General features: G+C 37.5%; 15 protein-coding genes. 11 read left to right on the forward strand and 4 right to left on the reverse strand.

Annotated elements, in window-relative coordinates:
• Positions 1 to 523 precede the first annotated feature (523 nt).
• The 6 genes from CXF71_RS03420 to hepT all read left to right on the forward strand — a co-directional run bounded on the left by CXF71_RS03420 (position 524) and on the right by hepT (position 6,148).
• Complete coding sequence (locus tag CXF71_RS03420) at positions 524 to 1,648, forward strand: ISAs1 family transposase (RefSeq protein ID WP_101231587.1); 1,125 nt, start codon at positions 524 to 526, stop codon at positions 1,646 to 1,648.
• Positions 1,649 to 1,820: 172 nt separating this feature from the next.
• Complete coding sequence (gene galU, locus CXF71_RS03425; RefSeq protein WP_101231588.1) at positions 1,821 to 2,723, forward strand: UTP--glucose-1-phosphate uridylyltransferase GalU; 903 nt, start codon at positions 1,821 to 1,823, stop codon at positions 2,721 to 2,723.
• An 803-nt stretch (positions 2,724 to 3,526) separates the two neighbouring features.
• Positions 3,527 to 5,176 carry a glucose-6-phosphate isomerase gene (gene pgi / locus CXF71_RS03430; protein WP_101231589.1) on the forward strand — a complete coding sequence of 550 codons (1,650 nt, stop codon included), beginning with the start codon at positions 3,527 to 3,529 and terminating at the stop codon, positions 5,174 to 5,176.
• Positions 5,177 to 5,406: 230 nt separating this feature from the next.
• Positions 5,407 to 5,793 carry a type VII toxin-antitoxin system MntA family adenylyltransferase antitoxin gene (gene mntA, locus CXF71_RS03435; RefSeq protein ID WP_101231590.1) on the forward strand — a complete coding sequence of 129 codons (387 nt, stop codon included), beginning with the start codon at positions 5,407 to 5,409 and terminating at the stop codon, positions 5,791 to 5,793.
• 1 nt (position 5,794) lies between these two features.
• Entirely contained in the window at positions 5,795 to 5,947 is a 153-nt protein-coding gene (locus CXF71_RS21795) for a hypothetical protein (RefSeq protein ID WP_269800795.1), read from the forward strand.
• An 18-nt stretch (positions 5,948 to 5,965) separates the two neighbouring features.
• Positions 5,966 to 6,148, forward strand: coding sequence for a type VII toxin-antitoxin system HepT family RNase toxin (hepT, locus tag CXF71_RS21800; protein ID WP_269800796.1), 183 nt, complete (start codon positions 5,966 to 5,968; stop codon positions 6,146 to 6,148).
• A gap of 419 nt (positions 6,149 to 6,567) precedes the next feature.
• Here the strand turns inward: hepT and CXF71_RS03445 are convergent, their stop codons facing one another.
• The 4 genes from CXF71_RS03445 to cmoA all read right to left on the reverse strand — a co-directional run bounded on the left by CXF71_RS03445 (position 6,568) and on the right by cmoA (position 11,194).
• Positions 6,568 to 7,689, reverse strand: a complete 1,122-nt coding sequence (locus CXF71_RS03445) for a patatin-like phospholipase family protein (protein ID WP_101231591.1) — start codon at positions 7,687 to 7,689, stop codon at positions 6,568 to 6,570.
• A gap of 62 nt (positions 7,690 to 7,751) precedes the next feature.
• Entirely contained in the window at positions 7,752 to 9,110 is a 1,359-nt protein-coding gene (locus CXF71_RS03450) for an anti-phage deoxyguanosine triphosphatase (protein ID WP_101231592.1), read from the reverse strand.
• 298 nt (positions 9,111 to 9,408) lie between these two features.
• Positions 9,409 to 10,377 carry a tRNA 5-methoxyuridine(34)/uridine 5-oxyacetic acid(34) synthase CmoB gene (gene cmoB, locus CXF71_RS03455; RefSeq protein WP_101231593.1) on the reverse strand — a complete coding sequence of 323 codons (969 nt, stop codon included), beginning with the start codon at positions 10,375 to 10,377 and terminating at the stop codon, positions 9,409 to 9,411.
• An 82-nt stretch (positions 10,378 to 10,459) separates the two neighbouring features.
• On the reverse strand, positions 10,460 to 11,194 hold the full coding sequence (gene cmoA / locus CXF71_RS03460) for a carboxy-S-adenosyl-L-methionine synthase CmoA (RefSeq protein WP_101231594.1): 735 nt from the start codon (positions 11,192 to 11,194) through the stop codon (positions 10,460 to 10,462).
• A 95-nt stretch (positions 11,195 to 11,289) separates the two neighbouring features.
• Between cmoA and CXF71_RS03465 the strand changes: the two genes are divergently transcribed.
• The 5 genes from CXF71_RS03465 to ruvB all read left to right on the forward strand — a co-directional run bounded on the left by CXF71_RS03465 (position 11,290) and on the right by ruvB (position 18,744).
• Positions 11,290 to 14,190 carry a transporter substrate-binding domain-containing protein gene (locus tag CXF71_RS03465; RefSeq protein ID WP_101231595.1) on the forward strand — a complete coding sequence of 967 codons (2,901 nt, stop codon included), beginning with the start codon at positions 11,290 to 11,292 and terminating at the stop codon, positions 14,188 to 14,190.
• A 149-nt stretch (positions 14,191 to 14,339) separates the two neighbouring features.
• Positions 14,340 to 16,145: an aspartate--tRNA ligase gene (gene aspS, locus CXF71_RS03470; protein ID WP_101231596.1), complete on the forward strand. Its 1,806-nt coding sequence runs from the start codon at positions 14,340 to 14,342 to the stop codon at positions 16,143 to 16,145.
• Between the two features lie 157 nt (positions 16,146 to 16,302).
• A complete protein-coding gene (ruvC, locus tag CXF71_RS03475; RefSeq protein WP_101231597.1) occupies positions 16,303 to 16,830 on the forward strand; it encodes a crossover junction endodeoxyribonuclease RuvC in 528 nt (175 codons plus the stop codon).
• Positions 16,831 to 16,957: 127 nt separating this feature from the next.
• Positions 16,958 to 17,593 carry a Holliday junction branch migration protein RuvA gene (ruvA, locus tag CXF71_RS03480; protein ID WP_101231598.1) on the forward strand — a complete coding sequence of 212 codons (636 nt, stop codon included), beginning with the start codon at positions 16,958 to 16,960 and terminating at the stop codon, positions 17,591 to 17,593.
• 137 nt (positions 17,594 to 17,730) lie between these two features.
• Positions 17,731 to 18,744 carry a Holliday junction branch migration DNA helicase RuvB gene (gene ruvB, locus CXF71_RS03485; RefSeq protein ID WP_101231599.1) on the forward strand — a complete coding sequence of 338 codons (1,014 nt, stop codon included), beginning with the start codon at positions 17,731 to 17,733 and terminating at the stop codon, positions 18,742 to 18,744.
• The last annotated feature ends 194 nt before the right edge of the window (positions 18,745 to 18,938 follow it).

Consider the following 18,938-nt stretch of genomic DNA (forward strand, 5'->3'; position numbering starts at 1 on the left):
TAGCATAAACTTCTTTTCATGCCTGTAATTTAAACAAACATAATTAGCTTACCACCAACAAAGAATTCACTCGTAAGAAACTGCAAGAGTGGCTAATTAAACAGCCTAAATCAATTGTAGCAGTTGAAGCATGTGTTAATTGCGTTATTAATTACCTTGTTAACGGGAAAGGACAAGCTAATCAAGTCTTTTCCCTGAATATTTATGTTGGTTTACTACAACCCTGATTAGGTCTTTCAGGGATGGCAAAAATCCTAGGCCCGAGAATGTGTTTTTTAAGTACTGTAAGCTCAGGGATTGGACCTATTTTACATTGTAATTCCGTCAATTTTTGCTAAGTAGTTGATTTTTTGTTAAAGGTTTCCCTCCAGGGAAACAGCATGAAACACCTTGATATATAAGGGCTAGAATAATATTGCGAGAATAGTAAAAAATAATTTTTATCTATTCATTAATGATTTAAAGATCGACTTGTAGATCGTTTTAGCTGTGTTCAAATGAGTTTCTATTCAAGGAAACTTTTATGACAACACAAAATAACCCATTCCAACATTTTACAGAAATTACTGATTATCGACAAAAAGCAAAAGTTAAACACAAGCTTTCGGATATCATTCTATTAACTATTTGTGCTGTAATTTCAGGTCAGGATGGTTGGAGTGGTATTGAAGATTTTGGTCATGCCCGAAAAGATTTTCTTAAACGATATGGAGGCTATTTATTTGGCATTCCAGATGCAGATACCATAGCGAAGGTTATGGGACGAATAAGCCCTAATGCGCTACAAAGATGCTTTATTAGTTGGATGCAAAGCTGTCATACTTTAACAGATGGCGAGGTAATAGCCATTGATGGTAAAACAGCCAGGGGCTCATACAATAAATCAAAAGCTAAAGGTGCTATCCATATGGTTAATGCGTTTGCTACACGCAATGGCATGAGTATTGGTCAGGTAAAAGTAAATGCAAAAAGCAATGAAATAACTGCTATTCCAGAATTACTTGAACTCCTTGATGTAAGAGGGTGTTTGATTACAATTGATGCGATGGGCTGCCAAAAAAAGATAGCTAAAAAAATTGTAGATAAAGGTGCTGATTACCTTCTTGCGGTTAAAGGAAACCAGGGTAAGTTAGAGGGTAAATTTGATCAATACTTTAAGATTGAAATGCTTCAAAAATTCGATGGCGATAGCTATAGTACACAAGAAAAATCTCATGGTAGAAAAGAAACTCGCTTAGCAATTGTTAATGATGATTTATCCGTTCTTGGAGACTTGGAATATGATTGGCCGGAATTAAAAACAATGGGGATCGTTGTTTCATTTATAGGGGAAAAGGATGTTTTATCAGAAGATGACTTTTCTGTGCGTTACTATATTAGTTCAAAAGCACTGGATACTAAAACATTGCTGAACGCATCCCGTTCTCATTGGGGTGTAGAAGTAATGCATTGGTCACTAGATACAGCATTTCGAGAAGATGCTAGCCGTATTCGAGTAGACGATAGAGCTGAAACCTTCGCAAGGATCCGCCAGTTGGCTTTAAATTTGTTAAAGTCAGAGAAAAGTTTTAAAGGTGGTATCCAGCGTAAGAGAATGAAGGCTGCGATGAGTGAATCTTATTTGAGCAAGGTTCTAGCAGCCCTTTAAAATCAGATGTGTTCATGCTGTTTCCGTAGGTTTCCCTCCTCTCTAGTGAACGGAACTTCCCCATTTTTCCTTTGTTACATCGTTTTTGCTATAAAAAACATGACATGCTTTGATTAAATATTTAAACTATAACTATTGAAATAGTTATAGTTTAAATACATTAAGGATGAAAATGTCAAAAATAATCAGAAAAGCAGTAATCCCCGTAGCAGGCTTAGGCACACGCATGCTACCAGCCACAAAAGCAATTCCCAAAGAAATGCTCCCTATTGTAGATAAGCCTATGATCCAATACATTGTAAATGAGTGTGTTGCAGCAGGTATTAAAGAAATTGTTTTAGTTACCCATTCGTCTAAAAATGCTATCGAAAATCACTTTGATAAGTCATTTGAATTGGAAACCACCTTAGAAAACCGTGTGAAACGTCAATTACTTGATGAAATTCAAGCGATTTGTCCGAAAGATGTAACTATATTGCATGTACGTCAAGGTGAAGCTAAAGGCTTGGGGCATGCGGTGTTAAAAGCTCGTCCTATCATCGGTAATGAACCTTTTGTGGTTGTTCTACCTGATGTCATTTTAGATGATTCTACCGCGGATTTAAAAACTGAAAATTTAGCCGCAATGTTAACTCGCTATCAAGAAGTAGGTGGTTATAGCCAGATAATGGTTGAACCTGTTCCTATGGACAAAGTGAGTAGTTATGGCGTGGTTGATTGTGGTGGATATGATTTAGCTCCCGGTGAGTCTAAAGCGATGACTGCTATTGTAGAAAAGCCTCCGGTTGATGAAGCGCCTTCAAATTTAGCAGTTGTTGGTCGTTATGTCCTATCTGAAAAGATTTGGGATTTATTGAAGTTAACACCACCCGGTGCGGGTGATGAAATTCAATTAACAGATGCTATTGCTATGTTGATGGAAAAAGAAACAGTAGAAGCATTCCATATGACGGGTAAATCACATGATTGTGGTTCTAAATTGGGTTATATGAAGGCAAACGTTGAGTATGGCTTGCGTCACCCTGAATTAGCGGATGATTTTAAGGCATATTTGCAAGAAATAGTTAAAGGTTAGGATTTCTGTTTTTAGGTACTTTGGTATTTTAGACACTAGAGATTTAAGAGATATTTTACCACCGAGGACACAGAGGGACTTCGTCCTGCACCGAGAAGAGACTAGTGATAAAGTGATCTTATTGGATAAGTGATTTAAGGTACTAGAGATTAAGTGATGAGTTATCTCATGGATTCAAGACACTAGTTATTTTCACCACCGAGGACACCGAGGCTTCGCTACATCGAGAAGAAATAAAAGCTTAAGTGATGAGTTAACTTGCTATGTAGCTAGCGTAGGAGTTCATTAATTACGTAATCTTGGAGGTGTTTGATCGAAGATCCATTGTTTTTAGTTTGGCTGTGGTTGGTAGGGATGAAGACACTAGTAAATTTTACCACCGAGGACACCGAGGCTTCGCTACACCGAGAAGAAATAAAAGCTTAAGTGATGATTAACTTGCTATGTAGCTAGCTCAGGAGTTCATTAATTTCGTCATCTTCGAGGTGTTTTATCGAAGATCCATTGTTTTTAGTTTGGCTGTGGTTGGTAGGGATGAAGATACAAGTAATTTCACCACCGAGGACACCGAGGCTTCGCTACACCGAGAAGAAATAAAAGCTTAAGTGATGAGGTAATAGCATGGATTCACGATCAGAGACTTCGAGAATGACACCTCCTGAGTAGATGTTGTGACTAGTAGGGTTATTACCACTGTGGTTAAAAATTCTGCGCACTGCAACTAAAAGATATTAGTAATACAATCAAATGGAAAAGGATTTCTGAGTCATACTCTAAGGTATGTCCTAATAAAAAAATCATCTATGAATATTAAAAAAATCACATCACTAGCACAAAATGCTAAGAGTCGTTCTATCGTTTCATTGTTCGATCATAAAGACAGAGCCAATGACTTTTCTTTGTCTACTCCTTATTTATACCTCGATTATTCCAAGCAAAATATTAATGAAGTTGAGCTTGGAAAATTAGTTGAGATAGCCAATGAGGCTGGTTTATCAGAAAGCATCACGAATCAGTTTAACGGCGATAAGATTAATAATACTGAAGAACGGTCAGTATTACATACGGTTCTTAGAGCGCCTAAAGAGATTAAAAAACGAGTATTAGGTGAAAAGCTTGCCGGTGAGGTTGAAGCGGCAGAACTGCAAATGCTAAATATTGTTAATGATGTACAAAACGGCATTTTAACGAGTCAATCAGGTCAACGTTTTACCGATGTATTAGCTATTGGTATTGGCGGCTCATATTATGGAGTCAAAGTAAGTTTATCTGCTTTAGAGCATTACCGTGACTTAAGTTTAGCTGTTCATGTTATTGCTAATGTCGATGGTGGGGCACTTGAAGAAAAGCTCAAGAAACTGAATCCTGATACTACCCTTGTTGTAGTCATTTCTAAGACATTTACCACACAAGAAACCCTGCTAAATGCAAAAGCAGTCAAGCAGTGGATGTTATCTTGTGCATCTGTAAAAGGCTCACAAGTTCACAATACAGCAGCTATCATTGAAAAACAGTGGTTTGCGGTAAGTAGTAATATTGAAGCAGCAAAAAGTTTTGGCATTAATGAAAAGCATATTCTTCCCATGTGGGATTGGGTTGGCGGGCGTTTTTCACTTTGGTCAACGGTAGGTTTACCACTTGCGCTGGCCATTGGTAATGAAAACTTTAGCAAGTTAAAACAAGGTGCACATGAGATGGATGTGCACTTTAAATCAGCAGACTTTAAAAACAATATGCCGGTCATTATGGCATTACTTGGTATTTGGAATCGTAATGCACTTGAATACCCAACTTTAGCTATTTTACCTTACGCGCATTCATTAAGAGCTTTACCTGGCTATTTACAACAAACCGATATGGAAAGTAATGGTAAATCTGTATCGAGGGAAGGTGATAAATTAACGTGGTTAACTGCTCCGGTGGTGTTTGGTCAAGAAGGTACCAATGGGCAACATGCTTTTATGCAATTGATGCATCAAAGTGATGACATCATTCCTACAGACTTTATTGTTGCTTTAAAAGGTCGAAGCCAATATACCGAGAACCATAAGGTGCTTGTAGCCAATTGTTTTGCTCAAAGTGAAGCTTTAATGCAAGGTAAAACATTAGCACAGGTTAAAACTGAGCTTTTTGATTCCGGTTGCTCTTTGGAAGAAGTAGAACGACTTGCTCCTCATAAAACGATGAAAGGGAATACACCAAGTAATACCTTGGTGATGGAATCACTGACTCCGGAGACAATAGGGTCTTTACTTGCGTTATATGAACATAAAATCTTTGTTCAAGGAGTGATATGGCAAGTGAATTCTTTTGATCAATGGGGCGTTGAATTAGGAAAACAGCTGGGAGCAAGAGTTTTGGCGGCAATGGATGGTGGTGAAAATGATATGTTATCAGCTTCTAGTCAGAGTCTTATTGCTCGGTTTAAAGCTGATTCAACAGTAAGGAATTAAGACACTAGTGATTATTCCCTCCGAGGTCACAAAGGGGCTTCGCGCTTCACCGAGAAGAGATAATTTAATGGGGTCTCGGTCAGATACTTCGCTAGACAGATAAGCCTAAAAAACGCTGAGATGCACTAAACTATGGTTTTTAAATAGTGTCTTTCAGATTGGATTTTTCTTGTATAGATCATTTAGTATATAATGGTCATAGTTCTCTTAATCTCTTATAAGACTTTATAATGGCAATTGATTTTCACTCTCAGCTTATTAATATTTGTAGGCAACATTTTCCTGATATAAAGCTGTTATATTTATTTGGCTCTCATGCAAGTAACCAGGCACATGCCAACAGCGACATCGATTTAGCTGTGTTGTTAACGAAAAAAATATCCACTGTCACTCGCTGGAATATACAGCAAAAACTAGCATTAGAGCTTAATATCGACGTTGATTTAATTGACTTATTGTCAGCTTCAACAGTTATGCAAAATCAAATCATTAATAAAGGGATTTGTTTGTATGATATGGCTGATTATAAAAATACTTTCGAAATGCAAGTGATGTCTATGTATCAGCATTTAAATGACGAACGGTCGTCATTATTAACAGCATTTAAAGGAAGCTAGGATGGATGATGTTTTATTAAATAAGTTATCGACTATTACACGTTGTTTAAAGCGTATTCGTGAAGTTTATGCCGAAGCAGGGGTGAACTTTGTTAATGATTACACACGACAAGACTCGGTTATATTAAACTTGCAGCGTGCTTGCGAAGCTTAAATAGATATTGCTAATTATTTGAATAAAAAAAATCAATTAGGTTTACCACAAAGTAGTATAGATAGTTTTCAGTTACTCTGTTCTGCTGGATTTATTACAGTTTCTGTTGCGACTAACTTAAAGAAAATGATTGGATTGCGTAATATTGCTGTGCATGACTATAAAGAGTTAAATATAGATATTGTTGAAGCGGTAAATTAATAATCATCTTGTTGATTTTGAAATGTTTAGTGATGAAATTAAAAAGGAACTTTAAGTAAAATCCCACCACCGAGGTTTCGCTACACCAAGAAGAGACAAGGACTTAAAGTGACGAGGTAAAATAAACTGAATGCTTTTCAGAAATTAATGGCCGTGCAGGTTTAAGTCACTTCCTCTGTGTAGCGCGAAGCGCCTCGGTGCTCTCGGTGGTAGATATTTAATATCTTTAATCATTTCAAAGCAAAAAAAAACAGCACCATTCACCACCGAGGACACCGAGGCTTCGCTACACCGAGAAGAAATAAGGGATTAAATGCATAGATAAGTTAATGGATTCTCGATCAGAGACTTTGCGAATGACGACTGGTTGTTACGCAATGAGCCTTCCATTAAGTATCTTTGAAATTATAGCGTGACAGCTATGGCTGAAACGCCTTTACCTTTGTTATATCCTGATTTACTACAAATTCATTAAAACATTCTGCTAACTTATCTGTTTCTTCAAGTACCTTTAACCAATACTTAATCCGTGTTGACGCATCAAGTTTAGTGAAATCAGTTCGGTCGGGTATCTTCTTAAAAGGTAATGATTTAATAAACTTTGCAGATGGGGCAAGCAGTACGGTATTTTCATAACTGCTGTTTAGTACTTTACGGTTTGAATTTTTGTCAAACCATCCTGCTTTGGGGACTGAGCTAAAATGAGGATACAGGGTTAATCCCTGATCTATAACGGCACTATCACTATCACTATCACTTTCGCTTTTTCGTTCTAGTGTGTTCGTATCAGAATTACTATTGCCCAATGAAAAATCAAAATGATAATCAATTATACCGCCATCTCGATAGCTACCCTTTGTTGAACCCTCAATATCTTTGATGCCCGACATCACCATAGGTATTGAACCTGAAGCGAGTAGAGCACTTTTGATATTTTCAGGAGTTAAGGTTTGGTAAAAATTACTGAAATTATATGGGTCGTTTATAAGTAAACGGCTTGTTGGGTGTTTAAAAATATAACGTTGATATTGTTTACTGAGCAGTCTTCTATCAACTTTGTTCAGTAAGATGCTATTAATTAAACCAGCGCCTTGCAATATCTTGTTATCAAACGACGTTAAGCCATTACATTTTGCTACTAAAAAATGAGCTTTGAAAATCTTATTGTTGATAACCTCATTAGCTCCATTTTTAGCAAATAAATGCTCAACAATATTCACTGCTTGGGCTGATATTTCTTGTGGACTTGGTTTGGCTGAATATACAGTATTAGCATAGGTGTAAGCTAAGCGCTCAATGGCTTTTACTGGCGTGTTTTGTGTCAATGCAGCAGCGCGAAAGGCACCAGCACTTGAGCCAATTAAGTTAAGTTCTGTGGTTCTATTTTTGAAAAAATCACCGAAAAGGTACTTATCTAAACCAAACAATGTAAACCATTTAGGACCACCACTAGCACCGAGAAAATTAGTGAATAGCTCTTGTTTAAAGCCTTGCTCTTGAATGGTTTTTAAGGCGTTTTTTCCTGCGTATATCTCTAGCATTGCTGCAATAATCTCATTTTATAAGTATGGTTAACTTGCCTAAAGTTGTAACTAAAAATTAGCTAAGTTAACTGATAATCTGACGCGCCGTGGGCATTAAATAGTGACTGATAAAGACGTGTGGCGTAATCATCTGTCATGCCAGCAATATAGTCGGCTATTATTCGATGTGAGTTCTGCTGGTTATTTACAGCTTGTTGCCAGCGTTTAGCGCTATTGCTTGGCAGTAAGCGCATAGGATCGGATGATAACGCTTCAAAAAGTTCCATTACTATTTGTTGCCCTCTATATTCCAAACGCTGAAGACTGGTTAATTTAATAACATAAAAGTATACGAAATCTTTGAATATTTGTAGTACTTGTGATGTTGTTGTCGATAACGTGGCATTGTATCGTAATAATGGCTCGACAAAGTTTATATCATCTTGTTCGTTTAAATCGGTCAATTTGATAGCCGTAATCAAATAGTTGACTAAGCCGCCAATTGCGTCTTTTTGTAAATGATGATGATCACTAAAAAGCTTTGATGTTAAGGTTTCGCTGTATTCTTGCAGCCAAACATCGTCAATTTGTTGTAGTTTTTTTATCACTTCACGGTCAAAATCATTTCGGTTGACTACTTTTGTGACTATGGCGTCTTCAAGATCGTGAATGCCGTAAGCAATATCATCGGCTAGTTCCATAATGGAACAATCAAGTGACTTAAAACGGGTTTTATGATGCTTATTTGTGTCTTGCGCTGTATCTTTTTGACCACTTATACTTTGGAATAAAACACGGTCGTTCGCTGATAGTGGTTCAAGTATCCAGTTAATAATATCTTCATCGTCGGTATATAAGCCTTTTGGCGGATGCCACTCATCGGCTTTAAGTTGTCGAAAGTTACCAACAGTGTTTAGTTTTGTCTTTTTATTAAGCGTTTCTATTAATTGTGGATATTTCATTAAACCAAGTAGTGTTCTTCTGGTTAGATTCATACCAAAGTGTTCACTAAAGGTTTCTAAGCGCGCTACTATACGCAATGTTTGACCGTTACCCTCAAAACCACCATGATCTCGCATCATATAATTCAGAGCTATTTCACCGCCATGTCCGAAGGGGGGGTGGCCAATGTCATGGGCTAAGCAAATGGTTTCTATTAAGCTATCACTACTAGGAAAAAGGGCATCACATAATTCGGGGAATTTATAGCGTAGTTGTGCGGTAATGCCAGAGCCTATTTGTGCAGCCTCTAATGAATGCGTTAAACGCGTACGATAGAAATCACTTTGTCCACTACCCATCACTTGGGTTTTAGATTGCAAGCGACGAAAAGAGGCCGAATGCATTATTCGAGCACGATCTCGTTGGAAAGGATCACGGTGGTCTTGTTGCCTGTTAGTCACTTTTTTAAGTCGTCTTGCTAACCAAACATCATTCATAGCTATCCTTAGTAAAGCTGGCCGAGGTTATATAACTTGTTGAGTTACTATAACTTACATCATTTACTTTGGCTTATGTTTTCTCGGTGTAGCGCAGCCATTTTGTAATGGGACTAGATATCTACCACCGAGAACACCGAGGGACTTCGTCCTACACCGAGCAAGTGAACTAAGACATAAGAAAATTAGGGATTTAATTAAGGTATCCTCAATATTTTTTATATTTTATGATTAATTAATCTTTTGTGTTTTATCGGTGACCTCTGTGACCTCGGTGGTGGATTGTGCTGTTTTAATCTTAAGCATTAGCAATAAATATGGCACGTTTAGGGGCAGGGTAACCTTCTATCGTTTTACTACTATCATTCGGGTCAAGAAAATCTTGCAGAGATTCAGTATCAATCCACTGTGTTTTTCTTTGTTCATCTAAGGCGGTGATGTCAGTATTTACCACTCGCACATTAGTAAATCCACATCGCTCTAACCAAGCACACATGGCTTTTTCACTGGGTAAAAACCAAACATTGCGCATTTTTGCGTAACGCTCACCTGGCACTAATACCGTATTTTCATCACCGTCAACAATGAGTGTCTCTAATACTAATTCACCACCTTTCACCAATTGTGCTTTTAATTGATAAAGAAAGTCGATAGGAGAACGTCTGTGATACAACACACCCATGGCAAACACAGTATCAAACGCTTTTAACTCAGGTAATTGTTCAACACCCAATGGCAGTAAATGTACTTGGCTATCATCAATAAAATGTTTTATTGCATTAAATTGCATTAAAAATAGCTGAGTTGGGTCGATACCCACGACAAATTCAGCTCCTGCGCCGCGCATACGCCATAAGTGATAACCGCTGCCACAACCTATGTCTAAAACATACTTACCAGTGAGGTCGCCGATATGTTCAGCTAAACGATCCCATTTAAAGTCACTACGCCACTCGGTATCGATGTGTAAACCATGAATATGGTAGGGACCTTTACGCCAAGGTTTAAACTTTTTCATTAAATTTTCAAGACGTTTAAATTGCCCCTGATCTAGATCCCCTAATTCGCCAACTTTAACGGTATTCACTATATCAGTGGCTGAATTAGCATTTACGATAGGTAATGCATCAAGGGTTTTTTGCCAATGCTTGAATTCACCATGAAGATTATTTTCATGCCAATGACTCAATTGTGCAGGTAAAGTATTTAACCAATGGCTTAAGCGATTGGTTGCAATTTGCTGGTAAAATTTATTGAACTGGTTCATAGAATTCTAATTTGTCGTTTGAATGTGTCGTATATGTTTTTTAGTTGCCCTTTATTAATTAATGGCAACTATTTTGATAACACTACTTAATAGCGATCAGCGAAGTGAAGTTGAAACATTGAAACCATAACGATGCATGGCCAAAACCTGCCTGGGCTAAACGTTCTTTATGTAGCTCAAGTGAATCAGTTAACATTACTTTTTCAAGAGCGCTGCGTTTTTGAGCAACTTCTAATTCACTATAACCATTATCTCTTTTGAAACTATGGTGTAAGTCGATTAATACATCATCAATAACGTTATCATCACTGGATATTTTTTCAGACAAAACCAGTAAACCACCGGGGTTTAATCCCTTAGCGATAGTATTTAATAGTGCTTGTCGTTGTGATTTTTCAATAAACTGTAAAGTAAAATTTAGCACTACCATAGACGCATTTTCTATTTTGATATCTTGGATGTTACCTTCAATAATATTTACAGGAGTATTACCTTTAAAAGCATCAACATGCATTTTACAACGTTTTACCATGTCGCTAGAATTATCCACACCAATAATTTTACAGTTGCTAGCAGTAATTCCTTTTCGCATGGCAAGTGTTGCAGCACCTAAAGAGCAGCCTAAATCATAAATATTGCTATTTTCTTGGACAAAGTGTTGGCTAAGTCGACCTATAGTGTCGATAATAGTATTATACCCGGGCACTGAACGAGAGATCATATCGGGAAAAACTTCAACGACTTGCGCATCAAAAGTAAAGTTTTTTACTTGTTTATGGGCTTGTGAGTAAATTAAATCGGTATCAGAATCATGCATTGTCTTTGCTATAGTCACTATTGTGTTAAGTTAGTATCAATAAAGGCTTATTTTAACCGATCTTATTAGCAACGCTATATTTATAGGGTGTTTTTTTGAATTTTTTTTATAGACAGACCAGTTACTTTATTTTAATAACATTGTTTTTGGCTATTTTAAGTCAAACAGCGCTGGCAACAAACGCGGTCAAAGAAATTAGCAAGCAGGCAAACACAGACACTTTGGCTGTTACGCAACCATTAACTATTGCGATTAATGAAACCTCTTTCCCGTACCATTCTATTGATGAAGAAGGTAATGCCATTGGTTTGATGGTAGATATGTGGCGTCTATGGGCTAAAAATCAGCACGTTGAAATACAGTTTGTTGTGCTACCTTGGCAAGAAACGCTCGATGAAGTAGCCAAAGGCAACATTGATATCCATAGTGGTTTATCCATTATTGATTCAAGGCGAGAAGCAATGCTGTTTAGCCAGCCACTCTTTTCTATTTATACTCACCTTTATATAAATCAACAGCTTAATAATATTGACAGCATAGTTGATTTAAAACCCTACAGTATCGGAGTCGTAAAAGGTTCAGCACATACTGAAAATCTTCGAAAGTATCACCCTGATTTAGCATTAAAAACCTATAATAACCGCCACGATTTATACCGTGCTGCCTTGAATAATGAAATTTTAGTCTTTACAGGTTTAGAAAAACTCGCCGATAACTTCCCTGATTACGATAACTTAAGAAAGCGTTTTCCTGCACACAATGTTTTACGTTATCAACAAGGTGATTATGGGGTTGCGGTTGCTAAAAATAATGTTGCCTTAATGAGTTTTATCGAACAAGGTTTTGAAAAAATATCAAGACAAGAACGCGCTGTCATTGAGCGAAAGTGGTTAGGGTTAGATAAACAAAAAGACAGTTTACTTATCGCTTTTTCATCACATTACCCACCTTATATGGGCGTTAGTCCATCGGGTGAGCCCCAAGGGTTATTGATTGATGTATGGCGTTTATGGTCTAAACAAGTGGGCATTAATGTTGAATTTGTCGCCCGTGATATGACTGAATCATTGGATCTTATCGCGGAACAAAAGGTAGATGTTATTTTGGCTTACCCTGATCATGCTAAAATACCAGAGGAAGCACTGTTCGCTAAGCCAATTTATTTATCCGATGTTCAAGTCTTTATTAGTGAAAATGTTAAAGATGTTCAGGGTAATAGCATTCACTCCCTCGAGCAATTTAGTCAGCAGTTTAGTGACAAGGTTATTGGCGTTTGGCATAACTCAACATTCAAAGAGCAACTGTTAGTGCAATATCCGCAGTTGAATGTTCGCTATTTTAACAGTCTTAGCGCTATGCTAAGTGCTGCTGAAGAGGGCGAAATAGCCGGCATAGTCGGATTAGTTGACTTAATCAATGCAAAATTAGTGCAAAGTAACTTACAAGCGCTATTTTATCGATTAGCTAGTCCCGTTATCACCTTGAAGTTATCACCTGTTATTCATCATGAAAATAATAAATTGATAGACATTATTAACCAAGGTTTTAATGAGTTAGACATTAATTCGCTTATGAATATAGAAGGCAGATGGTTAAACGGTAATTCGAGTGAATATTATTATAAAAAGCAAGCACAGCAAATCAGGCTAACTGAAGCAGAGAAAGTTTATTTAAGCAGCCATGAAAAAATTAAATTTGGTCTTATCAAGAATTTATCGCCGGTTGAATTTATTGACGACAATGGAACGTTTTCAGGTGTTAATCGCGATATTATTAATTTAATTAGTGATAGAACGGGTATTGAATTTGATTATAAAGTTTTTGATAATTGGCAGCAGTTATATCAAGCATTATTAAATAATGAAGTCGATGTACTTGGCAGTATTACGCCAACACAAGAACGCGAAAATCTTATGTTATTTACTGAAAGCTATTGGCAAATGCCATGGGTAATGTTGCATCCACTATATTACGGCAGGAAAACAAAACTGGAAGACTTTTATGGTAAGCAGGTGGCTATTGTCAAAGGCTACTATTTAATAGCCTGGTTAAGAAAAACACACCCTTTAATCACGTTTAAATTAGTTGAAAATAGAGAACAAGCCTTAGCTGCACTTCAGCAAGAACGTATTGATGGTTTCATCACCACTATGGCGTCGGCGACACAACTATTGAAGCAAGAAAATATTCTAACGTTAATGATATCTATGATGGAAGATGTCAGCCTAGATAAAAGTCATTTTGGTATAAATAAAGAGTTACCGGTACTGAAAGATATAATTAATAAAGGTTTATTATCGATCACTGAGAAAGAGAAACAAATCATTTACGACAATTGGTTTACTCTCGCCATTAAAACAGGACTCGATAAAAATGTTGTTTTACAGGTTGGCGCGCAGATTGGCGTAATAATTTTATTGGTACTTGGCGTTATTGTCATGTGGAATAGACGATTACAGATTGAGATAAAACATCGAGAGCAGCTTGAAAAAATAATGAAACACATGGCAACACATGATGAGTTAACTGGCCTTGCTAACCGGGTATTATTAAAGGATAGATTGAGCACTGCTATAGCCTTTCATCAACGTCAATCGCTGCAAATGGCGGTATTATTTATTGACTTAGATGGTTTTAAAAATATCAACGATACTCATGGTCATGATGTAGGTGATGAATTATTGCAACAAGTTGCGGTTCGTTTGCAAGGCTGTGTGAGAAGTTCAGATACAGTAGTGCGCTTTGGCGGTGATGAATTTGTGTTGCTACTCACAGGTTTACATAGTCCTAATGAAGCCGCTTATGTTGCAGAAAAAGTATTAAGGCTAATGCAAAAAGAGTTTGAGCTGTCCAAAATCAATGCCTTTATAGGCTGTAGCATTGGCATTGCTATGTATCCAGATGATGGTGATAACGATACTGAGCTGCTTAAAATTGCTGATACTATGATGTATAAGGTCAAAGCTGCCGGTAAAAATCATTATCTTTTTAACTAAAACCCTCTTGAAGTGCTTTAATTTACCCATCCGCTTGTTCTGGGGTGACATTAACAATCTTTGCTTTATAATATGGCCAAAATTATCGTAACAAACGTCAAATAGCGTTTGTTAATCAGTTTAATAGAATTGGTATAAGGCAAAAATACATGCGCAGTCTTTATTGTGGTGAGGTCAATGAGTCTCACATCGGGCAAGAAATAACTTTATGTGGTTGGGTTAACAAACGTCGTGATTTAGGTGCCGTGATCTTTTTAGATTTACGTGACCGTGAAGGCCTTGTGCAAGTTGTTTATGATCCCGATTTACCTGAGGTGATTAAAAAAGCAAACACGTTACGTAATGAGTTTTGTGTACAAATAAAAGGTAAAGTACGTGCTCGCCCAGAAGGCCAAGTAAATAAAGGCATGAAAACTGGTGGCATTGAAGTACTGGGTTTAGAACTTACCATTTTAAATAAATCTGCGCCTTTGCCATTAGATTCTAACCAAGTTAACTCTGAAGAACTTCGCTTAAAATACCGTTATTTAGACTTACGTCGTGTTGAAATGACCGAACGTTTACGTTTCCGCGCTAAAGTAACGTCTGCAGTACGCAGTTCATTAGAGTCTTTAGGCTTTTTAGATATTGAAACACCTATTTTAACTGCGGCTACTCCTGAAGGTGCACGTGACTATTTAGTGCCAAGTCGCACCCATAAAGGTCAATTTTTTGCTTTGCCACAATCACCACAATTGTTTAAACAATTGCTAATGATGTCAGGTATGGAACGTTACTATCAAATAGTTAAATGTTTCCGTGATGAAGATTTACGTGCCGATAGACAACCAGAATTCACACAAATAGATATTGAAACCTCGTTCATGAGTAGTGATCAGGTTATGGAAGTAACGGAAAAAATGATCCGTGATTTATTCCAAACAATGTTAAATGTTGATCTAGGTGACTTCCCGCGCATGCCTTATTCTGAGGCAATGACACGTTTCGGTAGTGATAAACCTGATTTACGTAATCCATTAGAGTTAGTTGATGTTGATGATATTTTAAAAGAGGTTGAATTTAAAGTATTCTCAGGACCAGCGAACGATGAAAATGGTCGTGTCGCAGTCATTTGTCTACCTCAAGGCGCAGCTAAGTTCTCACGTAAGGGCCTTGATGAATTAACAAAATTTGTTGGCATTTACGGCGCAAAAGGTATGCCTTGGTTAAAAGTTAATGATATTGATGCTGCTCTTTCAACAGGTGTTGAGGGTTTACAGTCACCAATTTTAAAATTCTTATCAAGTGATGAAGCCATCGCTTTGTTGAAACGTACTAATGCGAAAACTGGCGATATCATTTTCTTTGGTGCAGATACATATAATGTCGTTACTGAATCTTTAGGTGCACTTCGCCTGAAATTAGGTGAAGAACTTGATTTACTTCAAGGCGAGTGGAAGCCTCTTTGGGTAGTTGACTTCCCAATGTTTGAAGAAGTTGATGGTCATATGCATGCTATTCATCACCCATTCACGGCACCTACAAATTTAACGGCAGAGCAGTTAGAAGCAAATCCTGTTGGCGCTTTATCTGATGCTTATGACATGGTCTTAAATGGCTGTGAACTTGGCGGTGGCTCTGTACGTATTCACAATCAAGATATGCAAGCAGCAGTATTTAGAATATTAGGCATTAGTGATGAAGAAGCACAAGAGAAATTCGGTTTCTTACTTGAAGCACTACAATATGGTGCGCCGCCACATGCTGGTTTAGCTTTTGGCCTAGACCGATTAGTTATGTTAATGACGGGTGCTACTTCAATCCGTGATGTAATGGCTTTCCCGAAAACCAATACAGCGGCTTGTCCATTAACGAATGCACCGGGCAAAGCTAACCCTGAACAGTTAAAAGAATTGGGTATTGCCGTTCTTGAAGAAAAGAAAGCTGAAGAAAATAAAAATTCAGAAGAAGCATAAAAAGTTAGCTACTTATCAATAGATAAATAGTCACTGTTGAAAGCTCTGATAATACTTCAAATTAGTCATGTTAATGCAGCTATAACTTATGTTTTAGCTGCATTTTTTATGGCGTTATTATAACGTAACATTAAAATATAAATTAAGAGATTTTCCGTTGACAATAATATTAGGCATTGACCCTGGTTCACGCTTTACTGGCTATGGCGTTATCAAGCAAGATAAGCAACACTTTACCTACCTTGGTAGTGGTTGTATCAAGGCGATGAGTCAAGGCGAAGATTTAGCTTCACGTTTACAAACTATTTTTGCGGGAGTCTCTGAGTTAATTATTCAATTCAAGCCTGATATGTTTGCCATTGAACAAGTTTTCATGGGAGTCAATCCTGGCGGGGCATTGAAACTTGGTCAAGCAAGAGGTGCCGCTATTGTTGCGGCAACCAATTCAGGGTTAACTATTGCGGAGTATTCAGCAAGACAAATTAAGCAAGCTGTTGTTGGCACTGGCGCAGCCGATAAAAGCCAAGTTCAACACATGGTAAAAACTATCTTAAAGTTACCTGGCACGCCTCAAGCTGATGCCGCCGATGCCTTAGCTGTGGCGCTGTGTCATGCTCATAGTCATACGAGTATCGCAAGACTAGCTGGTCAAGCCACTAAAACGGTTAGAGGTCGATTACGTTAACTCACTTACTTACCCCAATTAAGCAATTCCCAATATACTACCGCGGATGTTAATTAGGTGAATACTTTACTGTATAAATATATAGTGGTATTATCTTAAACATTAATAATAGCCCTTGGTACTTGTTGTGATTGGTCGTTTACGTGGCACGCTTGTCGAAAAAAATTCTCCTGAAATATTAATTGAATGTGCGGGTGTTGGCTATGAAGTCACTATGCCAATGACCAGCATTTATGCATTACCTGAGCTCGACCAGCAGGCGATTATCTATACTCATTTTGTCGTGCGTGAAGATGCACAATTGCTTTACGGTTTTGCCAATAAAGTAGAGCGTAAGTTATTCCGCCTATTGATAAAAGTGAATGGTGTTGGTCCAAAATTAGCGTTAGCCATTTTATCAAACATGTCTGCTGATCAATTTGTTAGTTGTGTTCGTCATGATGATATTACCGCGATTGTAAAAATTCCCGGTGTGGGTAAAAAAACAGCAGAACGCTTACTGATTGAAATGCGTGATCGATTAAAGGACTGGCAGGCACAACAAATACACTTAGTTAGTGATGATGGCGTAATGCCTGAGCAATTTTCTGCTGATCTGAGTCTAGATAGTACCTTTATTAGTGATAACAAAGGTGATGCTATTAATGCCTTATTATCACTTGGCTATAAGCAAGTACAAGCAGATAAAGCGGTTAAATCAGTATACAATCGTGGCATGTCTAGCGAGAATATTATTCGAGATGCGTTAAAGTCAATGTTATAGCAACATTCCCTGCATGTTTTAATAGGGAATTCAAAAGGAATAATGCTCTTATTCCTGATTACAAAGTTAGATCCTCAGGAAACATTTCGAGGATGACAGATTGAAAAATCAATCATATTTTAGAACTTAGGTAACCTATGATAGAAGCAGATCGTTTAATTGAACCAATTGCCTCGGTAGAAGATGAAAGGGTAGATCGTGCCATTCGCCCTAAAATGCTACAAGATTATACCGGTCAAGAGCATGTTAAAGCGCAAATGGAAATATTCATTCCAGCGGCAAAAAATCGTGGCGAACCTTTAGATCACCTACTTATCTTTGGCCCACCAGGGCTAGGAAAAACTACTTTAGCTAATATTGTTGCTAATGAAATGGGCGTTAATATTCGTACTACTTCAGGACCTGTTTTAGAAAAAGCAGGTGATTTAGCGGCATTGCTGACGAATTTAGAAGAAAATGATATTCTTTTTATTGATGAGATTCACCGTCTAAGTCCTGTCGTTGAAGAAATACTCTATCCCGCGATGGAAGATTATCAGTTAGATATTATGATTGGTGAAGGACCTGCTGCCCGTTCTATAAAATTAGATTTACCGGCATTTACTCTTATTGGCGCTACCACTCGGGCAGGTGCACTAACATCACCACTGCGTGATCGTTTTGGTATTGTGCAGCGGCTAGAATTTTATAATGTTGCAGAACTCTCATCTATTGTTAGCCGTTCTGCCCATTTTTTGAATTTAACTATAGATGAGCAGGGGGCTTTTGAAGTAGCTCGGCGCTCACGTGGTACACCACGTATTGCTAACCGGTTATTACGGCGAGTACGTGACTATGCCGATATAAAGTCACATGGCGTAGTTAATCAACAAACCGCCTCAGCTGCATTAGACATGCTAGAAGTTGATAGTGAAGGCTTTGATATTATGGATAGAAAGCTATTGCATGCCATTATTGATAAATTTATGGGTGGACCTGTTGGCTTAGATAATGTTGCAGCAGCCATTGGCGAAGAGCGAGAAACCATTGAAGACGTATTAGAGCCTTTTTTAATTCAACAAGGCTTTTTACAGCGAACGCCACGCGGACGTATTGTTACCGATAGGGCGTACAAGCACTTTGGCCTTATTAAAGAGCCGTCAGCAACTTAATCAGTAACTAATACCAAGTTGATTAATCAAAAGATTATCAGATACAAAAATGCCAGCAAATTGCTGGCATTTTTTTTTGCTCGAAGAGCACTTTTAATAATAATACCAATCACACAAACTAAGTGATCATTTCTACTTGTTAAAAGTAATAATTACTGCGTTATTTATTTAATAATTAGAACAACTAGTTAGTT

The sequence above is a fragment of the Colwellia sp. 12G3 genome (assembly GCF_002836775.1).
In the GTDB taxonomy this organism is placed as follows: Bacteria; Pseudomonadota; Gammaproteobacteria; order Enterobacterales; family Alteromonadaceae; genus Colwellia.